The 15,985-nt window shown below is 41.6% G+C and carries 17 protein-coding genes and 1 tRNA gene; 6 read left to right on the plus strand and 12 right to left on the minus strand.

Annotation, left to right across the window (positions count from 1 at the left end; translation table 11 throughout):
* Positions 1-8: 8 nt before the first annotated feature.
* The 3 genes from hemC to hemA are packed head-to-tail and all read right to left on the minus strand — an operon-like array spanning position 9 to position 2,708.
* On the minus strand, positions 9-911 hold the full coding sequence (hemC, locus tag OW255_RS15805) for a hydroxymethylbilane synthase (protein WP_268114623.1): 903 nt from the start codon (positions 909-911) through the stop codon (positions 9-11).
* Positions 871-1,542 (minus strand): precorrin-2 dehydrogenase/sirohydrochlorin ferrochelatase family protein, encoded by a 672-nt coding sequence (locus tag OW255_RS15810; protein ID WP_024838616.1) that lies wholly within the window; start codon positions 1,540-1,542, stop codon positions 871-873. Before OW255_RS15810 ends, hemC begins: the two co-directional genes overlap by 41 nt.
* Before the next feature lie 2 nt (positions 1,543-1,544).
* Positions 1,545-2,708 (minus strand): glutamyl-tRNA reductase, encoded by a 1,164-nt coding sequence (gene hemA, locus OW255_RS15815; RefSeq protein ID WP_268114624.1) that lies wholly within the window; start codon positions 2,706-2,708, stop codon positions 1,545-1,547.
* Positions 2,709-2,874: 166 nt separating this feature from the next.
* Between hemA and OW255_RS15820 the strand changes: the two genes are divergently transcribed.
* Complete coding sequence (locus tag OW255_RS15820) at positions 2,875-3,369, plus strand: GNAT family N-acetyltransferase (RefSeq protein ID WP_268114625.1); 495 nt, start codon at positions 2,875-2,877, stop codon at positions 3,367-3,369.
* 56 nt (positions 3,370-3,425) lie between these two features.
* On the opposite strand, the gene OW255_RS15825 is transcribed toward OW255_RS15820, so the two are convergent.
* Genes OW255_RS15825 through OW255_RS15835 form a run of 3 tightly spaced genes read right to left on the minus strand, consistent with a single transcriptional unit; the run spans position 3,426 to position 5,696 of the window.
* On the minus strand, positions 3,426-4,160 hold the full coding sequence (locus OW255_RS15825) for an amino acid ABC transporter ATP-binding protein (protein ID WP_156951373.1): 735 nt from the start codon (positions 4,158-4,160) through the stop codon (positions 3,426-3,428).
* A 4-nt stretch (positions 4,161-4,164) separates the two neighbouring features.
* Positions 4,165-4,857 (minus strand): amino acid ABC transporter permease, encoded by a 693-nt coding sequence (locus tag OW255_RS15830; protein ID WP_024838620.1) that lies wholly within the window; start codon positions 4,855-4,857, stop codon positions 4,165-4,167.
* A 17-nt stretch (positions 4,858-4,874) separates the two neighbouring features.
* Entirely contained in the window at positions 4,875-5,696 is an 822-nt protein-coding gene (locus tag OW255_RS15835; protein ID WP_268114626.1) for a basic amino acid ABC transporter substrate-binding protein, read from the minus strand.
* Between the two features lie 207 nt (positions 5,697-5,903).
* Here OW255_RS15835 and OW255_RS15840 point away from each other — a divergent pair, with 207 nt between their 5' ends.
* Positions 5,904-6,683, plus strand: coding sequence for a TMEM164 family acyltransferase (locus OW255_RS15840; protein WP_268114627.1), 780 nt, complete (start codon positions 5,904-5,906; stop codon positions 6,681-6,683).
* 35 nt (positions 6,684-6,718) lie between these two features.
* Positions 6,719-7,141, plus strand: coding sequence for a C-GCAxxG-C-C family protein (locus tag OW255_RS15845; RefSeq protein WP_024838623.1), 423 nt, complete (start codon positions 6,719-6,721; stop codon positions 7,139-7,141).
* Here OW255_RS15845 and OW255_RS15850 read toward each other — a convergent pair.
* The 3 genes from OW255_RS15850 to OW255_RS15860 all read right to left on the minus strand — a co-directional run bounded on the left by OW255_RS15850 (position 7,110) and on the right by OW255_RS15860 (position 9,897).
* Positions 7,110-7,838, minus strand: a complete 729-nt coding sequence (locus tag OW255_RS15850; RefSeq protein ID WP_024838624.1) for a peptidoglycan recognition protein family protein — start codon at positions 7,836-7,838, stop codon at positions 7,110-7,112. The genes OW255_RS15845 and OW255_RS15850 overlap by 32 nt on opposite strands.
* Before the next feature lie 84 nt (positions 7,839-7,922).
* Positions 7,923-9,506, minus strand: coding sequence for a ClC family H(+)/Cl(-) exchange transporter (locus tag OW255_RS15855; protein ID WP_268114629.1), 1,584 nt, complete (start codon positions 9,504-9,506; stop codon positions 7,923-7,925).
* A gap of 169 nt (positions 9,507-9,675) precedes the next feature.
* Complete coding sequence (locus OW255_RS15860) at positions 9,676-9,897, minus strand: HPr family phosphocarrier protein (RefSeq protein WP_024838626.1); 222 nt, start codon at positions 9,895-9,897, stop codon at positions 9,676-9,678.
* Positions 9,898-10,174: 277 nt separating this feature from the next.
* Here OW255_RS15860 and OW255_RS15865 point away from each other — a divergent pair.
* Positions 10,175-10,260 (plus strand) — tRNA-Ser (locus OW255_RS15865).
* 200 nt (positions 10,261-10,460) lie between these two features.
* Here OW255_RS15865 and OW255_RS15870 read toward each other — a convergent pair.
* The 3 genes from OW255_RS15870 to catA all read right to left on the minus strand — a co-directional run bounded on the left by OW255_RS15870 (position 10,461) and on the right by catA (position 14,002).
* Entirely contained in the window at positions 10,461-10,895 is a 435-nt protein-coding gene (locus tag OW255_RS15870; protein WP_024838627.1) for a MarR family winged helix-turn-helix transcriptional regulator, read from the minus strand.
* 12 nt (positions 10,896-10,907) lie between these two features.
* Positions 10,908-13,169: an excinuclease ABC subunit UvrA gene (locus OW255_RS15875; RefSeq protein WP_268114630.1), complete on the minus strand. Its 2,262-nt coding sequence runs from the start codon at positions 13,167-13,169 to the stop codon at positions 10,908-10,910.
* A 176-nt stretch (positions 13,170-13,345) separates the two neighbouring features.
* Complete coding sequence (gene catA, locus OW255_RS15880) at positions 13,346-14,002, minus strand: type A chloramphenicol O-acetyltransferase (RefSeq protein WP_268114631.1); 657 nt, start codon at positions 14,000-14,002, stop codon at positions 13,346-13,348.
* 642 nt (positions 14,003-14,644) lie between these two features.
* Between catA and licT the strand changes: the two genes are divergently transcribed.
* The gene (licT, locus tag OW255_RS15885) at positions 14,645-15,472 is read left to right on the plus strand and encodes a BglG family transcription antiterminator LicT (protein WP_268114632.1); all 828 of its coding nucleotides are present in this window, start codon (positions 14,645-14,647) and stop codon (positions 15,470-15,472) included.
* A 16-nt stretch (positions 15,473-15,488) separates the two neighbouring features.
* The gene (locus OW255_RS15890) at positions 15,489-15,980 is read left to right on the plus strand and encodes a PTS sugar transporter subunit IIA (protein WP_268114633.1); all 492 of its coding nucleotides are present in this window, start codon (positions 15,489-15,491) and stop codon (positions 15,978-15,980) included.
* Positions 15,981-15,985 lie beyond the last annotated feature (5 nt).

A 15,985-nucleotide genomic window follows, 5' to 3' on the forward strand; every position in this document is an offset into this window, starting at 1 on the left:
TCCTCCTGTTATGAAAGGCCTTTCGCGGCTAAATGAGCCAGATCGTCCAATTCCGTTAATTCCCCTTTTAAGTGAATCCTTTTTGTTTCTTCTCCTCTTCGGTTGATGCCAAAGACCTCCATCTTATCACCGATTAATCTGGAGTAAATGCCGATTGGCTCATGACAGCCGGCCTCCAGAAGCTTTAATATCCTTCGTTCCAGAGAAAGACAGAGTCCTGTCTCTTCATCATGAATCTTAGCATAGAAAGATTCCATGCCAGAATGGAGGCGCCCTTCCACAGCCAGGATTCCCTGGCCTCCTGCCGGTACAAAGTATTCACAGTCAAAGCATTGATACTGATATCTTTTATCTTTCCAAAGTCCAAGCCTTTTAAGCCCAGCCGCTGCCAGGATAATTCCGTCGTATTCCCCTTGGGACAGCTTATAAAGCCTTGTCTGAACATTGCCTCTTAAATTCTCACAGCGAACCTCCATATCAGGCCACAGATTTTTTCCCATTTCATAAATCTGCATCTGTCTTCGTAAGCTGGAGGTCCCAATCACTAATTCTTTTTTTCCCGTAAAGCTGCTGCCAGCCATGGTCACCAGAACATCTCTTGGGTCCTCTCTCTTAAGAACGGCTACGATTCCAAGCCCCTTCTCCAGTTCCATTGGCATATCCTTGGCACTGTGGACGGCAAGGTCTATTTCCCCATGCAAAAGGGCCTGTTCAAATTCTGTCACGAACACGCCCTTTCCGCCAAATTCCAAAAGTGGTTTGTCAAGGATCCGGTCCCCTTCTGTCTGCTTTAATACCAGTTCTGTCTTCATTCCGTTTCCGGTCTTTTCAATGGCCTCTGCCACTAAATTGGTCTGGGTAACGGCCAATTCACTTCTCCTGGTTCCGATTCGTATGACTTTTTCCTTCATGTTCCAATAGCTTCCTCTCTATCAGTTCTTCTGCCTGTTCTCTGGTAAAGACTCCTCCCTGCCGGATTCCTTCCTCTACCATGGTCTGAAATATATCCGTCCGTATGGAAATTAAATCCACCTTTTCCTTTACTAAATCCCGGTAAGACCCAAGCTGCTCTGCCAGATCACCAAACCCGTCTGGAATAGCCTCTTTAAATTTGCCCTTTAAATACTTGGCTATGGTTGGGGAATCTCCTCCCGTGGATATGGCAACCGTAATATGCTTCTCCTTTATTAAAGCAGGAAAAATAAAGCTGCACTCCTCCTGCACATCGACCACATTAATAGGAATGTTCTTCGCCTTACATAAAAGAGAAATATGTCTGTTCAGCTCTTCCTCTGATGTTCCGGCTATGACAAAGTCAGCGTCTTCTAAATCAGAGTCCTGAAACTTCCGCTCCAAAAGTGTAAGCTTACCGCCCAGTTCTTTTTTAAGCAGGGGAAGCTCCGGGTGAAACTGAGGCGCTACTACCGTAATTTGAGGTCCGTACTCCATGAGTACCAAAACCTTCCGGTACGCCACGATTCCTCCTCCTGCAATCAGACACTTTTTTCCTTCCAAATCCACAAAAAACGGAAAATAAGCCATCCTTATCCCTCCTTGATCCAACTCTCCAGGCCGTCCAACGTCTTAAGTATCACCTTAAGCTCCTCGCTGTTTAACTGATCTCTTACACGAAAGAGAAGGCTTTCCAGCCGCTTTCCGGAAAATGCCGCCTTAAGCTCGTCCATGCGGTGGATATAAGGGTGAAATACCATCTCTTTTATGGCACTGTCCAAATCTTCCTCCATAATGGCACTGGCAAGATCCAGCTCCCTTAGCTTTATCTCCGTGTTGTTCTTTGTCAGGGTATCAAAATAATCGATATCACAGAGGGTCACTCCATCTATCTTTTCAATGGAAGCATCCATATCAACAGGCACTGCCACATCTATAAAAAGGCGCTTCTTTTTACTGGCCAATGCTCCACATAAATCCTCATAGGTTACGGTATAATGGGGACCTAAGGTTGCACTTATGACAATGTCCATGTCATCCATATATTGATACCGGTCTTTATACTCTACTACCTTTACCCGTTCGTGCTCAATATTAACGGTTAAGTAATCGTTGTGTCTTCTGACGGTACCAGTGACCTCAATGCCTCCCTTTGAGACAAGGTTCTTTGTAATGGTGGTTCCCATCTTTCCAGACATGCCGATGACCATTACCTTCTTGCAGTCCCCTCCATGCTTAAAATGAAATACTTCATTGGCAACGAGGGTTGCTATGGACAATGGTGTCTTAGATAAATTAGTATCCGTTTTGATTCGTTTGGCACAGGTAACCGCTCTTTGGAACAGTACATTCATCTCATAATCTACCGTCTTCATATCCTTAGACATCTGATATGCTTCCTTTACCTGCCCAAGAATCTCATCTTCTCCCAGCACCATGGAATCAAATCCGCAGGTCACTTTAAATAAGTGTCCGATGGCACTTTCTCCTCTGTAGATATTTAAATATTTCAGTACTTCCTCAAGCCGCACATTTTTATAATCAGCCAGCTCTTTTTGAAGCTCCGAAACCGCCTGTTTACTTCCTGACACGTAAATCTCACTCCGGTTACAGGTACAGAGGATAACAATTCCCGTAATCGCTTCCCTGCCAGCCAGAAGCTCTATGAACTCTTTTTTCTCCTCTTCCCGAAACGCAAACCGTTCCCGAACACTAACGGGAGCCATCTTATGGCTCACACTTATACAGTACATCATTTTATTCAGCCTTCTTAATCGTTAATATCAATCTAATTGTAAACTCTTTCCTATTCTAACATAACCAAGGCAAAAAGAGCAATCCATAATCACAGGAAGTAACAAATTGAAACTCCTTTTATTTGTGATATAATAAAGAAAATAACAGAAGACAGGAGAATGATGGATGAATTTCAGACAAGCTACCCCGCAGGATTCCAACTGCTTTTTAGAACTGATGAAGCAGCTGGATTATGAGACAGAATTTATGATGCTGGAACCGGGCGAACGTACCTCGACCGCAGAAGATATGGAGCATTACTTACATACGATGGAAACATCAAATTCCCTTCTCCTGCTGCTTTTTGACGACCAAAGGGCCGTTGGCTTTCTATCTGCCAAACGAGGGGCCGCGAACCGAATCAGGCATTCCGCCTATATTGTCTGCGGCATCTTAAAGGATTACAGGGGAAAGGGCTGGGGGAAAATACTGTTTCAGGAACTGTTAACATGGGCCCCTGAAAATAGCATTACCAGACTGGAATTAACCGTCATGGCTCATAATGATAAGGCCATATTATTATATCGGAGCATGGGTTTTGAAGTGGAAGGAAAGCTTGTCCATTCCATGATTGTAAATGGAAGCTACGTGGATCAGTACTCCATGGCAAAGCTTCTGTAATTAAATAAGGGTGATGCAAGAATGGAACTTCCATTTTGCATCACCCTTAACTATATTTACAGCACTTTACTTAAAAATGATTTCAGTCTGTCATTCTTTGGATGTTCAAAGAATTCCACCGGCTCATTCTCTTCCAGGAAATAGCCGCCATCCATGAACATGACCCGGGTGGCGACCTCTTTGGCAAAGCCCATCTCATGGGTCACCACCACCATAGTCATCTTCTCTTCGGCAAGCTCTCTCATAACATTTAAAACCTCGCCTACCATCTCTGGATCAAGAGCAGATGTGGGCTCATCAAACAGCATCACATCTGGATTCATACATAAGGCACGAACAATGGCAATACGCTGTTTCTGACCGCCGGAGAGCTGGTTTGGATAGGAATTTGCTCTGTCCTTTAATCCTACCTTATCCAGAAGCTTTAAGGCCTGCTCTTCTGCTTCCTTACTGCTTTTGCCCTGCAGCTTCATGGGTGCAAGGGTCAAGTTCTTTAATATCGTCATGTGAGGGAATAAATTGAACTGCTGGAATACCATTCCCATCTTCTGACGGTGCTTGTCTATATTTGTATTTTTATCTACAATATCGGTTCCCTCAAAGAGGATATGGCCGCTTGTCGGTTCCTCCAGGCGGTTTAAGCACCGAAGAAATGTACTCTTACCGGAACCGGAAGGACCGATGACACAGACCACATCTCCTTTGTAGATATCAACGGAAATGTCCTTAAGGACCTCCAAATCACCGAATTTCTTTCCCAGATTCTGAACCTGGATTAAGGGGTTTCCCATTTCATTAATGCTCACTCTTTTTCAGCCTCCTCTCCAGTAATGTTACAAGATATGAAAATACCATTACCATGACCAGATAAATAAGGGCCACAGAGATCAGAGGAAAAAATGCGGAATAGGTCCGGCTTTTTATAATATCACCGCCCTTTGTTAAATCCTGGAGACCTATGTATCCGGCTACGGACGTCTCCTTTAACAGGACGATGAACTCGTTGGCCAGAGTAGGAACCACATTTTTGAAGGCCTGGGGCATAATGATAAACCACATGGTCTGGGCATAATTAAAGCCCAGGCTTCGTCCTGCTTCAAACTGTCCCCGCTCAATGGAACTGATTCCGCTTCGGAAAATCTCTGCCACGTAGGCGCCGGAGTTGATTCCGAATGCCAGGATTGCAGTAAATATCTGCCCCGGATCATGAAATGAAAATATAATGAAATACATGATCATAAGCTGTACAACCACCGGCGTTCCGCGGATAACGGTCAAATAAACACTACAGATGGCATTTAAAATCTTTAATCTGCCGGTATTTTCATAGGTGGAGCGAATGATGGCAACCAAAAATCCTAATAAAATACCAATCAAAACTGCAAAAAACGTGATTTTCAGCGTATTTTGCAGACCTTCCGTAATGTATTTCCAACGATCATCCACAATAAAATTCTGATAAAAATCATCCCTTAGCTTTTCCCACATGGCACTCTTCCTTTTTCTTAATTTGCAGTAATGTATTTATCTATGATTTTCTGCAATTCGCCAGAGTCCTTTAATTCCTTAATGGCTCCGTTCATCTTCTCTAATAATTCTGTATTGCCTTTTTTAACAGCAATGGCATACTCTTCTTCTGTAAATGCTTCATCAAGAATCTTTAATCCTGTATTATCCTTAACGAATACAGTTGCAGGCTCACGGTCAATAACAACCGCATCGATTTTATCCTGAGTAAGAGCCATTACAGCATCCATTCCTTTGTTAAAACGCTGTACAGCGGCATCCTTGATATCATCTGCATAGATATCACCGGTCGTTCCAGTCTGAACGCCTACCTTCTTTCCTTCCAGACCATCTGGATTAACAATGTCGCTTCCTTCTTTTACGATAATGACCTGAGCAGCTTTTGCATAAGTATCAGTGAAATCAACGTTTTTCTTACGGTCTTCATTCACAGTCATACCAGCAGCCGTAAAATCTGCCTTTCCTGACTGTACGGCTGGAATCAGAGAATCAAATGCCATATCCTGAATCTCAAGCTCCATGCCTAATTTATCAGCGATTGCCTTAGCGATCTCTGCATCAATACCAACAATTTCATTATTGTTATGGTATTCATAAGGTGGGAATTCGGCATTGGTGACCATAACAAGCTTTCCACCTGCTGCACTTTCTGCTGTTTTTGTCTCTGCAGCAGTGCTTTCTGCTCCTGCTTTTTCCGTTGCTTTCGCAGTTGTTTCTGTTTTAGTACCTGTTCCGCCACAAGCGGTTAAAACTGCGGCCATACATACGGCAGCGGCTATTGCGATTACATTCTTCTTCATAATGCTTCCTCCTTATATGCACAAATCTGCATAATTATTAAACAAAGTATCAGTTATACATTATATAGCATTTTCGGAATTAATCAAGTACTTCGTCCTAAGAAAACGCTTAATTTTATACATCGTTTCATTTACCTTGCATGTTTTTTTCCAATCCTTTATAATATAGTTTAAATTTGGATGACAGGTAGAATTGAGGGTATCAATATGAAGGATTTCCTTGAAAAAACCGCATGGCCTATGAATCCGCCGCTCCCTTACTCCTTGTTTCATATTCTCTTTCTGGCGGTGGGGCTTACACTGGCTGTTTTACTGGCCTATTATACCAGCAGGAGAATTGATAAAAAGAAGCTTCCGCGCCTGCTTTTTATCTGTGGGCTGGTCCTTTTAGGCACGGAGCTTTGGAAGCAGCTTTTTCTTTATTATGTAGTCAATGAGCAGACCTATAACTGGTGGTATTTTCCATTTCAGCTTTGCAGCCTTCCCATGTATTTTTGCCTCCTCCTTCCCTTTGTCCCAGGGAGACAAGGTCAAAGGATTATCTGCACCTTTATGCAGGACTTTAACTTGTTAGGAGGAATCATGGCACTGGCTGAGCCTTCCGGGCTCTTTCACCCTTACTGGCTCTTAACGCTTCACGGTCTTATCTGGCATCTTTTGCTGGTCTATATCGGTCTCTTAATCGCATTCTCCCGCTTTTCAGATGTCTCACTTAAGGGATTTGTAAAAACCTTGCCCCTGTTTTTGATTTGCTGCATCATCGCTTCTATTATAAATCGAACTGCCAAGCCTTTGGGTCAGGCTGATATGTTCTATATTTCCCCCTATTACCCTTCCGCACAGATTGTATTTCATGAAATCGCTGTAGCGTTTGGTATAGGAGCTGGAAATGCAGTCTATTTATTTGCAACCTGTCTGGGTGGATTTATCTTTCACGTGATCTTTAACAGAATCCATCTGCGACCGGTACAGCCAATAGAAAAATAGTAACTTATAAGAGTTAGAAAAAGGAGGAATTTCACATGTCAGATACAACAAAAAGAATGGAAGAAGCTTTGAAAAAGCACGATATGGGATATAACTGTGCCCAGGCCGTTTCCTGTGTCTTCTGCGACAAAGTGGGCATTGACGAGGAAACCATGTTCCGTATCACCGAAGGTATGGGACTGGGAATGGGCGGCATGGAAGGCACCTGCGGAGCCATTGGCGCTGCATCCATACTTTCCGGACTGAAAAACAGCTCCGCCCATTTAGACAGCCCGGACTCTAAAAAGATTTCTTATCAGATGTCCAGGCAATGCTTATCAAATTTTAAAAACCAGAATGGAAGCTTAATCTGTAAAGACATCAAAGGCGTGGAAACAGGGAATGTCCTGCGCTCCTGCAATGACTGCATCGCTGATGCCGTGAAGATTATTGACGAAACTCTTTTCTCGCCTCTTTGACGTCCTGTAAGAACTTCTTCCACTCATCTTCATGGGCTACAAAGTATCTGGGACAATCCTTTCCAGTGGCATCGTAATGGCGGATGACATCTTTCTCCGTCAATCCCAGATTCTCACAAAGCCAGGCAGTGAACTTGACAAGTGATCCATAGGTATCATCACTAAACTTGCCGGTCTCATCGGGATGGCAGCATTCAATGGAGATGGTATTGGGATTCTTTTCTTTTGATGTGGCGTATGCCATCTCAGTGATTGGAATCCCCTGAAGGACCTCACCATCCAGACCAATGATAAAATGACTGCTGGCAGAGATTTTTTTAATCCCCTTCTGATCCTTTAAGCTGTCAAAATAGGCCATGTTCTGCTTGGCAGTGGTTCCTGGATTTGCTACGTAATGTATGACTATTTCCTTGACCCGCTTCATCTCTGTCTGGGGCCTGGAGTATTCGTTGGGGGTTATGAAATCCTGCTCCACCCAAGAGGGCATGGTCACGGATTTTAAATCCACATAATTTCTTTGAAATATCTGACTCAGTGCGATTAAAAGCACGGTCAGGGCGGAAGCTAATATCAGTGTTTTACCGATTATGTACAGGATATTTAAAAATGTCTGTTTCTTCTTTTGCTTCCTGCGTCTTTCTCTTTGGCGCCGGCGCCGTTCCAGCTCGTTAAAGCTATCCTTTGTCTGATTTTTCATATGCCAAACTCCTGAAATGACTTTTCCTTAGTTTACGTCTTTTGAAGGGGGAAAGTCAATAAAAAATCAGGATTCAGGGAAGATTTAAGCCTTAGACTCCATATTCACGGTCTCACAGACCTCCTGTAAGAGCTGATGAAGATCCCTCTGGACCATCTCTTCACAAAGGATCACCAGTTTGTCTCCTGCCAAAAAGGAAGTCTCACCTCTCGGAACAAATTCTGCCTCTCCCCGGATTAAGGAAACCAAAAGACAGGTCCTTGGCCACTGAATTTCTGATACCTTTCGCCCCTCTGCTTCACTTCCATGAAAAATCATGCCTTCTACCAGTACCTTTTCTCCTCTGGAGACAAGACCATTCTGGGGATTTAGTCTGGCTAACAAACGGTGTAGCAGCTGATCGTAGACCGGAGCACAGTGTGCCATATCCGGTATCACATAAGCCACAAGAGATACCATGGAAAGCGTCAATAGATGGGAGAAGCTTCCCGTCATCTCACTAATTAAAATAATTCCTGTAATCGGTGCACGGACAATGGCAGCGAAATAACCAGCCATTCCAAGGATGATGAAATTATCCAAAAGCCCGTCTAAGGAGCCGGTCACCCCTTCGGCAGTCTTATAATATATGCTGCCAATGATTGCCCCTAAGACCAATAGAGGCAGGAATATCCCTCCTGGGGCACCAGAGCCAAAGCTAATGAGGGAAAAACTGAATTTAAGGATAAATAAGAGACAGAGTCCTCCTATGACCAATTGATCCGTGGTCAGGTTCTCTACCAGAGGGTGGCCTCCTCCCAATACATAAGGATAGGTAAAACCAAACACTCCGGCTAAGAAAAAGGGAATCAAAAGCCGTATTGTCTGCTTAGGAATTTTCTGAAACACATCCTGTGTCTTAGCCAGACAGGTATTATACACGATTCCAAGGCCACCAAGAAGCACCCCCAATAAAATCACGTGACCATAGCTTCCAAGGGGCATCATACGGGTAATCTGAAAGTTAAAGACTGGCTTTAATCCAAACACATTTCTGGAAACAAAGTCGGCCGTGATAGAAGAAGCCATGGTAGATAGAAGGATTTCCGGTGAGAAATGCTTATGTACCTCTTCCAAAGAGAACAGGACTCCGGCAATTGGTGCGTTAAACGCTGCGGAAAGACCAGCACTTGCCCCGCAGGTAATCAACAGCTTTTCTTCTGTTTTTCCCCGTCTTATCATACGGGACACACCTTTTGCAGACATGGCTCCAAGCTGGATGCTGGGACCCTCTCTTCCCAGTGATAAGCCGCAGCCAATGGCTAAGAGCCCACCTGTCAGCTTTGCTATGAGGACCTTCCACCAACAAGGATCAAGCGCCCCGATCATCTCCCCTTCCACCTGGGGAATGCCGCTGCCGGATATGAAAGATTCCCATTTTAATAAGCGGGAAACTATAAAGGCTGAAAAGAATAAGAAAGCAAACCAGAGCGGTATCATGAAGGTATGAGCTTTTCCATAGGCTAAGAGGAATTGAAGCAGTTTATCTGCATAGATCAGCAAATATCGAAACAATACCACCACCCCGCCAGAAACCGCTCCTACGAGGATTCCTTCCAGTATTAATTCATAGCGAAAGCTGCGAAATCGATGAATGGTATTTTTAACCGAATGGTCGTCTGGCTGCATGTTCATATCCTCCTGTTTTTAATAATCAATCTTTATCTGAAATAAACAGTTTCAAATTATAACTCTATTATATGTGGTTTGCAAGGAAAAGCCTGGTAAAAACAAAAAGAAACCAGGCTTGTATCGTAAAAAATACAAGTCTGATTTCGTACCTTATTACATAGAAGAATTAAGCAGCACGCCCAACCAGCTCCTCTGGAGATGCGGTTTCGTTATGGCAAACGATTTCTACCTGCCGCCCAATTCCTATAATCATGACTCCCATCAGGGATTTTCCATCAATGACTAATTGATTGCATATCACATCTACCTCATAGCTGCATTTCTCGGCTCTCACCACAAATGCAACCAATTCTTCTACGGTAGTAAATGTGTGCTTTATATTCCTCACTCCTACACCTCTTCCATGAATTTCTTTGGTTTTATATTCATATTTAACAAAATTTTCTGGATTTTATTTATTATTTATGCAGTTTTTTCTAATCTCAATCCTATTATTTCCATTGTATAAAACCTTATTCTGTTAAAATGCATTTATTTCACGAAAAACACTACACAAACCCGACATTATCGTGTATAATCGTATCGTTCGCATTTTTATGGTATGATGTTAAGAAGTAAAATGGGAATGATTTTATAGAATAAAATGAAATTTATTTATATTATATGGAAGCGTATCGAAGTGGTCATAACGAGCCGCACTCGAAATGCGGTTGTCCGCAAGGGCACGTGGGTTCGAATCCCACCGCTTCCGTCATCGACAAAGCCTGTAATCAAACTCGATTACAGGCTTATCCTATTTCTGTGGAGTTAACTAATCGTACCGGCTGGGCTCGTATCTAAAGGCTGATTGGATTGCCCTTTTCCATTGTCACACAAAATCAAACATACATACGCCCATATACCCATCCACTGTCTCTTAAACGGTACTGCCGATGCAGGCAAAGCCTCCAGCTATGGTTCCATTTTCTGCTTTTCTGCGTTTAAGCTGGTTATCCTTTTGCACATCATGGAAAAGGCGTGTACTTCTTCCTCTGTTAATGCTTCTTCAATCAGGTTCATGATTTCGTTTCCAAAGTCCTCAACACGGTCTAAAAAAGCTTTTCCTTCTTTGGTAAGTACAATATGGTAAGAGCGGCGGTCACTGGTCTGCCTTTCCTGAGTAATATAATTCTTTTCCAGCAAACGCTTTGTTAATTTTGAAATGCCAGACTGTGAGATACCTCTCATCTCAGCAAGTTCTTTCGTGGTTTTTTGCCCTTGCTTATTCAGTGTATCCAGTATATAGTATTGTGCCGTTGAAACACCTTCCACATTGAACCGATTGGAATCTGATACAATCATGCATTGAAAGGGAACATAACTTTCCTCTAATTCTTTTTTTGCCATTAAGTCAACCTCCTAATTTTCATTGATATACTTTTTCAAATGCGTTCCAGTCAGAGAATCTGGACAGTGAACCAGATCCTTAGGTAATCCTGTAAACATAATCTTACCACCATTCTGTCCTGCATAGGGGCCTATGTCAATCACCCAATCTGCTTCACAAATAATATCCAAATTGTGTTCTATGACAATAAGAGTGGAATTTTGTTCTACAAGGCGATTCATTACACCTATTAGTTGTTTTATATCTGCCATATGAAGGCCTGTTGACGGTTCGTCTAAGACATAAATCTGACCAACGTTTTCAAGCTCGGAAGCAAGTTTCATTCGCTGTAATTCACCACCTGAAAGGGTGCTTAATGGTTGTCCCAAAGAAAGATACGTGATACCAACGTCTGATAGTCGTTTTAAAACCGTTACGATTTCTTTTTCCTGAAAAAATTCAAGAGCTTCTGTGACCGTCATCTTAAGAACATCGGATATATTTTTTCCTCTTAGCTCATAGGCAAGCACTTCGTCCGTATAACGGTTTCCGTGACATTCTTCGCATACTGTAACAATTGTGTCCATAAACGCCAAATCTGTATAAGTAACTCCCAGACCTTTACAGGCAGGGCAGGCACCCTTTGAATTGAAACTAAATAGGGAGGGGCTTACATCGTTCCTCTTGGCAAATAATTTTCTGATCATATCAAAGATACCTGTAAAGGTTGCAATGTTGGAGCGTTTTGAAGCTTGTATTCCTTTCTGGTCAATAAAAACAGTTTCTGGATAAAACCGTGGCAATACTCCATGAATAAGCGTACTTTTTCCTGAACCGGCAACTCCGGTTACAACAGTCATTACTCCTTTGGGTATCTCAACTGATAAATTCTTTAGATTATGCATGGCTGCATTTTGAATGGAAAGGGAACCTTTCGGGGTACGAGTTTCCGGTTTTAGCTTGGGAATGTGGGATAAGTATTTCCCCGTAAGAGTGCCCGAAGTCTTTAGTCCATCTAAATTTCCCTGATATACAACTTCCCCACCGCGGGTTCCAGCACCTGGTCCCATATCAATAATATGGTCTGCAATTTTTATCATGTCTGGGTCATGCTCTACGATGAGAACGGTGTTCCCTTTGTCACGCAGCAATCTCATAAGCTCATTCATTTTACTTATGTCATGAGGGTGAAGCCCGATACTCGGTTCGTCAAAGATGTAAGTGAGGTCAGTCAAACTACTGCCCAGCTGACTAACCATTTTAATTCTCTGAGACTCCCCGCCTGAAAGTGTAGATGTTTCTCTGCTTAAGCTTAAATAGCCAAGCCCTATGGATACCATGTGATTCATCCGATTCACAAGCTCTGAAACAATGGTAGCGGCTACGGGAGCATGAACGGACTGGACAAAATCAAGAAGCTCATTCATCTGCATCTCCCCGCACTCCCCGATATTTTTACCGTTTACTTTACAAGACAGCACCTTATCATTTAAACGGGTTCCGTGACAGTGGGGGCAATCCTGTTTTACAACAAATGATTCTATTTCTTTTCCGTATCTGACTTTTTCGCCATCTTCTTTTTTAAGAAAGCTCCGCTCAATGCGGAGAATCAGACCCTCATATAATGAGGTTTTATGCCATTCTGGTGTGGGATTCTTAATCTTGATTCCATCTGCGTAAAGTAACAGTTCCAGCTCCTCGGCCGAATAATCTTTCAATTTTTTATCGTTATCAAAAAAGCCTGAATGAATATAACGGGTCAATCGCCAACCGCCAGGTTCAAAGGTTGGAAAACGGATAGCTCCCTGATTTAAGGATTTATTCTTATCCAACAGTCTTTCCAGATCAATGGTTTCAATTTTCCCCAAGCCCTCGCAATGTTCACACATTCCGGACGGATTGTTAAAGGAAAAAACATCGGAATAACCGACAAATGGCTCTCCAATTCTGGAAAACAATAAACGTAATACAGAATAAATATCGGTAATTGTCCCAACCGTTGACCGGGAATTACCGCCTAATCTTTTTTGATTGATGATAAAGGCAACAGACAAATTTTCAATGGTATCCACATCAGGCTTTCCGTAATGTGGCAAGCGGTGACGGATAAAACTGGTGTAGGTCTCATTCAGTTGTCTTTGCGATTCTGCCGCTATTGTATCAAAGACCAAAGATGATTTTCCCGACCCGGAAACACCTGTAAAAACCGTAATTTCTTTTTTGGGTATCAGAACATTTATATTTTTTAAATTTCGCTCCCTTGCACCTGATACCTTGATGTAGTGATCATACATATTTTTCCCTCGTTTTTATATGATACAGTTAATATATGAGTAGGTTAACTATATATTATCACTATTTTTATTTCTATGCAATGACTGTAGTCGAATTTAGTAAATAGCATATCCACGAACAACACCCCCACGCAAACCATAGGTTCACGCGGGGGTGTTAAGATAATCTTTGAAAATTACTTATAGAGCCAATCGTTATAATTGTCTGCCAATTCTTGCAGCGCATTGATAAATCGCCCTACATGAAATCCATCACATACGGAATGATGTACTTGTACTGCTAATGGTATCAAAATCCTTTTATCCTGCTCGATAAACTTGCCAATCGTAAAAATAGGGGGCAGATAGCAGCCATCTGAGTATACATTTAAGTTAAATCCCGTAAAACTCGTCCAGGGCAAGCATGATATATTGAAAGTATTAAGTGGTCCATCAGGTTTCGGCATTAGATTCGTGGCACTTGAATAACAGACCATATCAGAGATACAGTGTTCATAAAATGTAATAAAAGAAGTGCTATACATCGTCCATATGCTTGAAAATGTTTCTTTTTCTTTATTGAAAATGGTGTAGCTCGGATTGAGCTCATCCCAAACCCCTAAATTACCATCAGCATCAACATTCATACGAAACTCCTGATACTGATTCACAATTGTTGTAAGCATATAGATCTGCGCCGGATATATTTTTTTGTCCATACGTTTTAATGCAGTTCTCAAACCGGTTATATCAATATTAGCGGTTAAACTATAAGTGCAACGTAACCCGTGCATATAATGATTATAATATTCTTTACGTGGCCAATTACTTAAATCGATCAAATGAAAGCTCATGATTATTCTCCGTAATTTCATTTATTTTAACGTGCAAAAGCTCATGCCATGCACGATAAAGAAATTGTTGATACCATTGTTTATACATTCCTCTCTCTTTATACTATAACAATAAATTATACTGCATTCGTTCGTATATCACAAGGCTAATGATTCGCCAAAGTACAGTATGCGCTTTGGCGAATCGTTTTAAGGCTATTGGTCAGACTATAAAGGGAGCTTTAATAAAAAAGGTTATCTGCGAGGGCTCGTAAGTTTTAATGCTGCCGTTACAGACATAATTGTCACCTAATATCTTGATTTTACAAGACTTTGGGCTTTTTTTATTTGTTAAGCACATTTGCAGCTATACGTTCAAAATTTAATTTTAACTAATTTAATAAAAGCAGTATATTTTAATGACAACGTTAATAAAATGGATCAAACATTGAAGTTTCCAGGCATAATATGTGCAATGAGTATGAATAATTCCGTTTATGCACAATTAAATTGTTGACTTTTTACAAAAGAGCTGATATGCTAAAAAAAAGTTAATATTGTAATGGGTTGTTACTGACAAGCAGGCAAAACCAATTTTAATTTAGAAAACAGAATTCTATTTTCTAAATTAAGATTGGTTTTTTTTATTCACAGGTGGGGTTTATGAAAATTGATAAGATTATTAACAATAACATTGTAAGCGCACTGGATATTGATGGAAAAGAAGTAATTGTCATTGGCAAGGGAATTGGATTCGGTACAAAACCTGGGAAAGCCATTGCGGAAGATAAGGTTAGCAAGGTGTATCACCTAGACAACCAGAACAGTATGGATAAATTTAAGGAACTTCTTGTAAATTTACCACTGGAGCATCTTCAGGTGTCTACCGAAATCATCAATTATGCAAAAAGTGTTTTAAACAGAAGCCTGAATCAAAATATTTACATTACACTGACGGATCACATTAATTTTGCTATCCATCGGTTTAAAAAGAACATTGAGTTTTCCAACCCTCTCATTCATGAAATAAAGACCTTTTATAAAGAGGAATATCTGATTGGAGAATATGCAATCGCTTTAATTGAACGGAAGGTCGGAGTCAAGTTACCAGTGGATGAAGCGGGATCGATTGCTCTTCATATCGTAAATGCGGAGCTCAATAGTGCCATGCGGGATACCATTGGGATCACCAATTTAATCGGAGGTGCGGTGAAACTTGTGAAAGAGCATTTTTCCAGAGAACTGAATGAGGCATCCCTTAATTATCAGCAGTTTATCAGCCATCTGAGGTTTCTCTCTCAGAGAATTGTTACCAAAGATCCTATCAACTATTTGGATGAGAGATTTAGCCATGCAATCGCTCAGATGTACCCGGCTGAATATGAGTGCAGTCTTAAAGTCAGGAATTATATCTTTGAAACATTTCATTATCAGTTAGCAGATGAGGAGATTGCATGTCTGGCAATTCACATCAAAAGATTAGGAGTTTAACAGGAGGACAATTTGTATGTTTGATTCATGGAAAAAGCTCTTTATAGGCGACGAAAAAGAAAGAGATAAGGTATTGGCGCCTGTGGAGGGAAAGGTGGTTCCTCTAAGCGAAGTCAATGACCCTGCCTTTAGTCAGGAAATTCTGGGGAAAGGCGTCGCTATCATTCCGGAAAGAGGAAGAATTGTGGCACCGTTTGACGGCGTTGTTTCAGTTATGTTTGAGACAAAACATGCAGTCAGCGTTACATCAGAACATGGCACAGAAGTAATTATCCATGTGGGATTAGATACGGTTCGTCTAAAAGGAAGCTATTATACTTCTTTTAAAAATCAGGGGGACCATGTGAAACAAGGAGATCTTCTCCTGGAGTTTGACAGAAAGGCAATCAAAGAGGCTGGTTATGATTTGATAACGCCTGTTATTGTCTGCAATCCTTCGTGCTATCCCGATATGGTATGCCATAGTGGGAGGCAGGTAAATGAGCTGGAACCGATCATTGATTTATAGACAGA

The sequence above is a fragment of the Lacrimispora xylanolytica genome (genome assembly GCF_026723765.1).
GTDB classification, from domain to species: domain Bacteria; phylum Bacillota; class Clostridia; order Lachnospirales; family Lachnospiraceae; genus Lacrimispora; species Lacrimispora xylanolytica.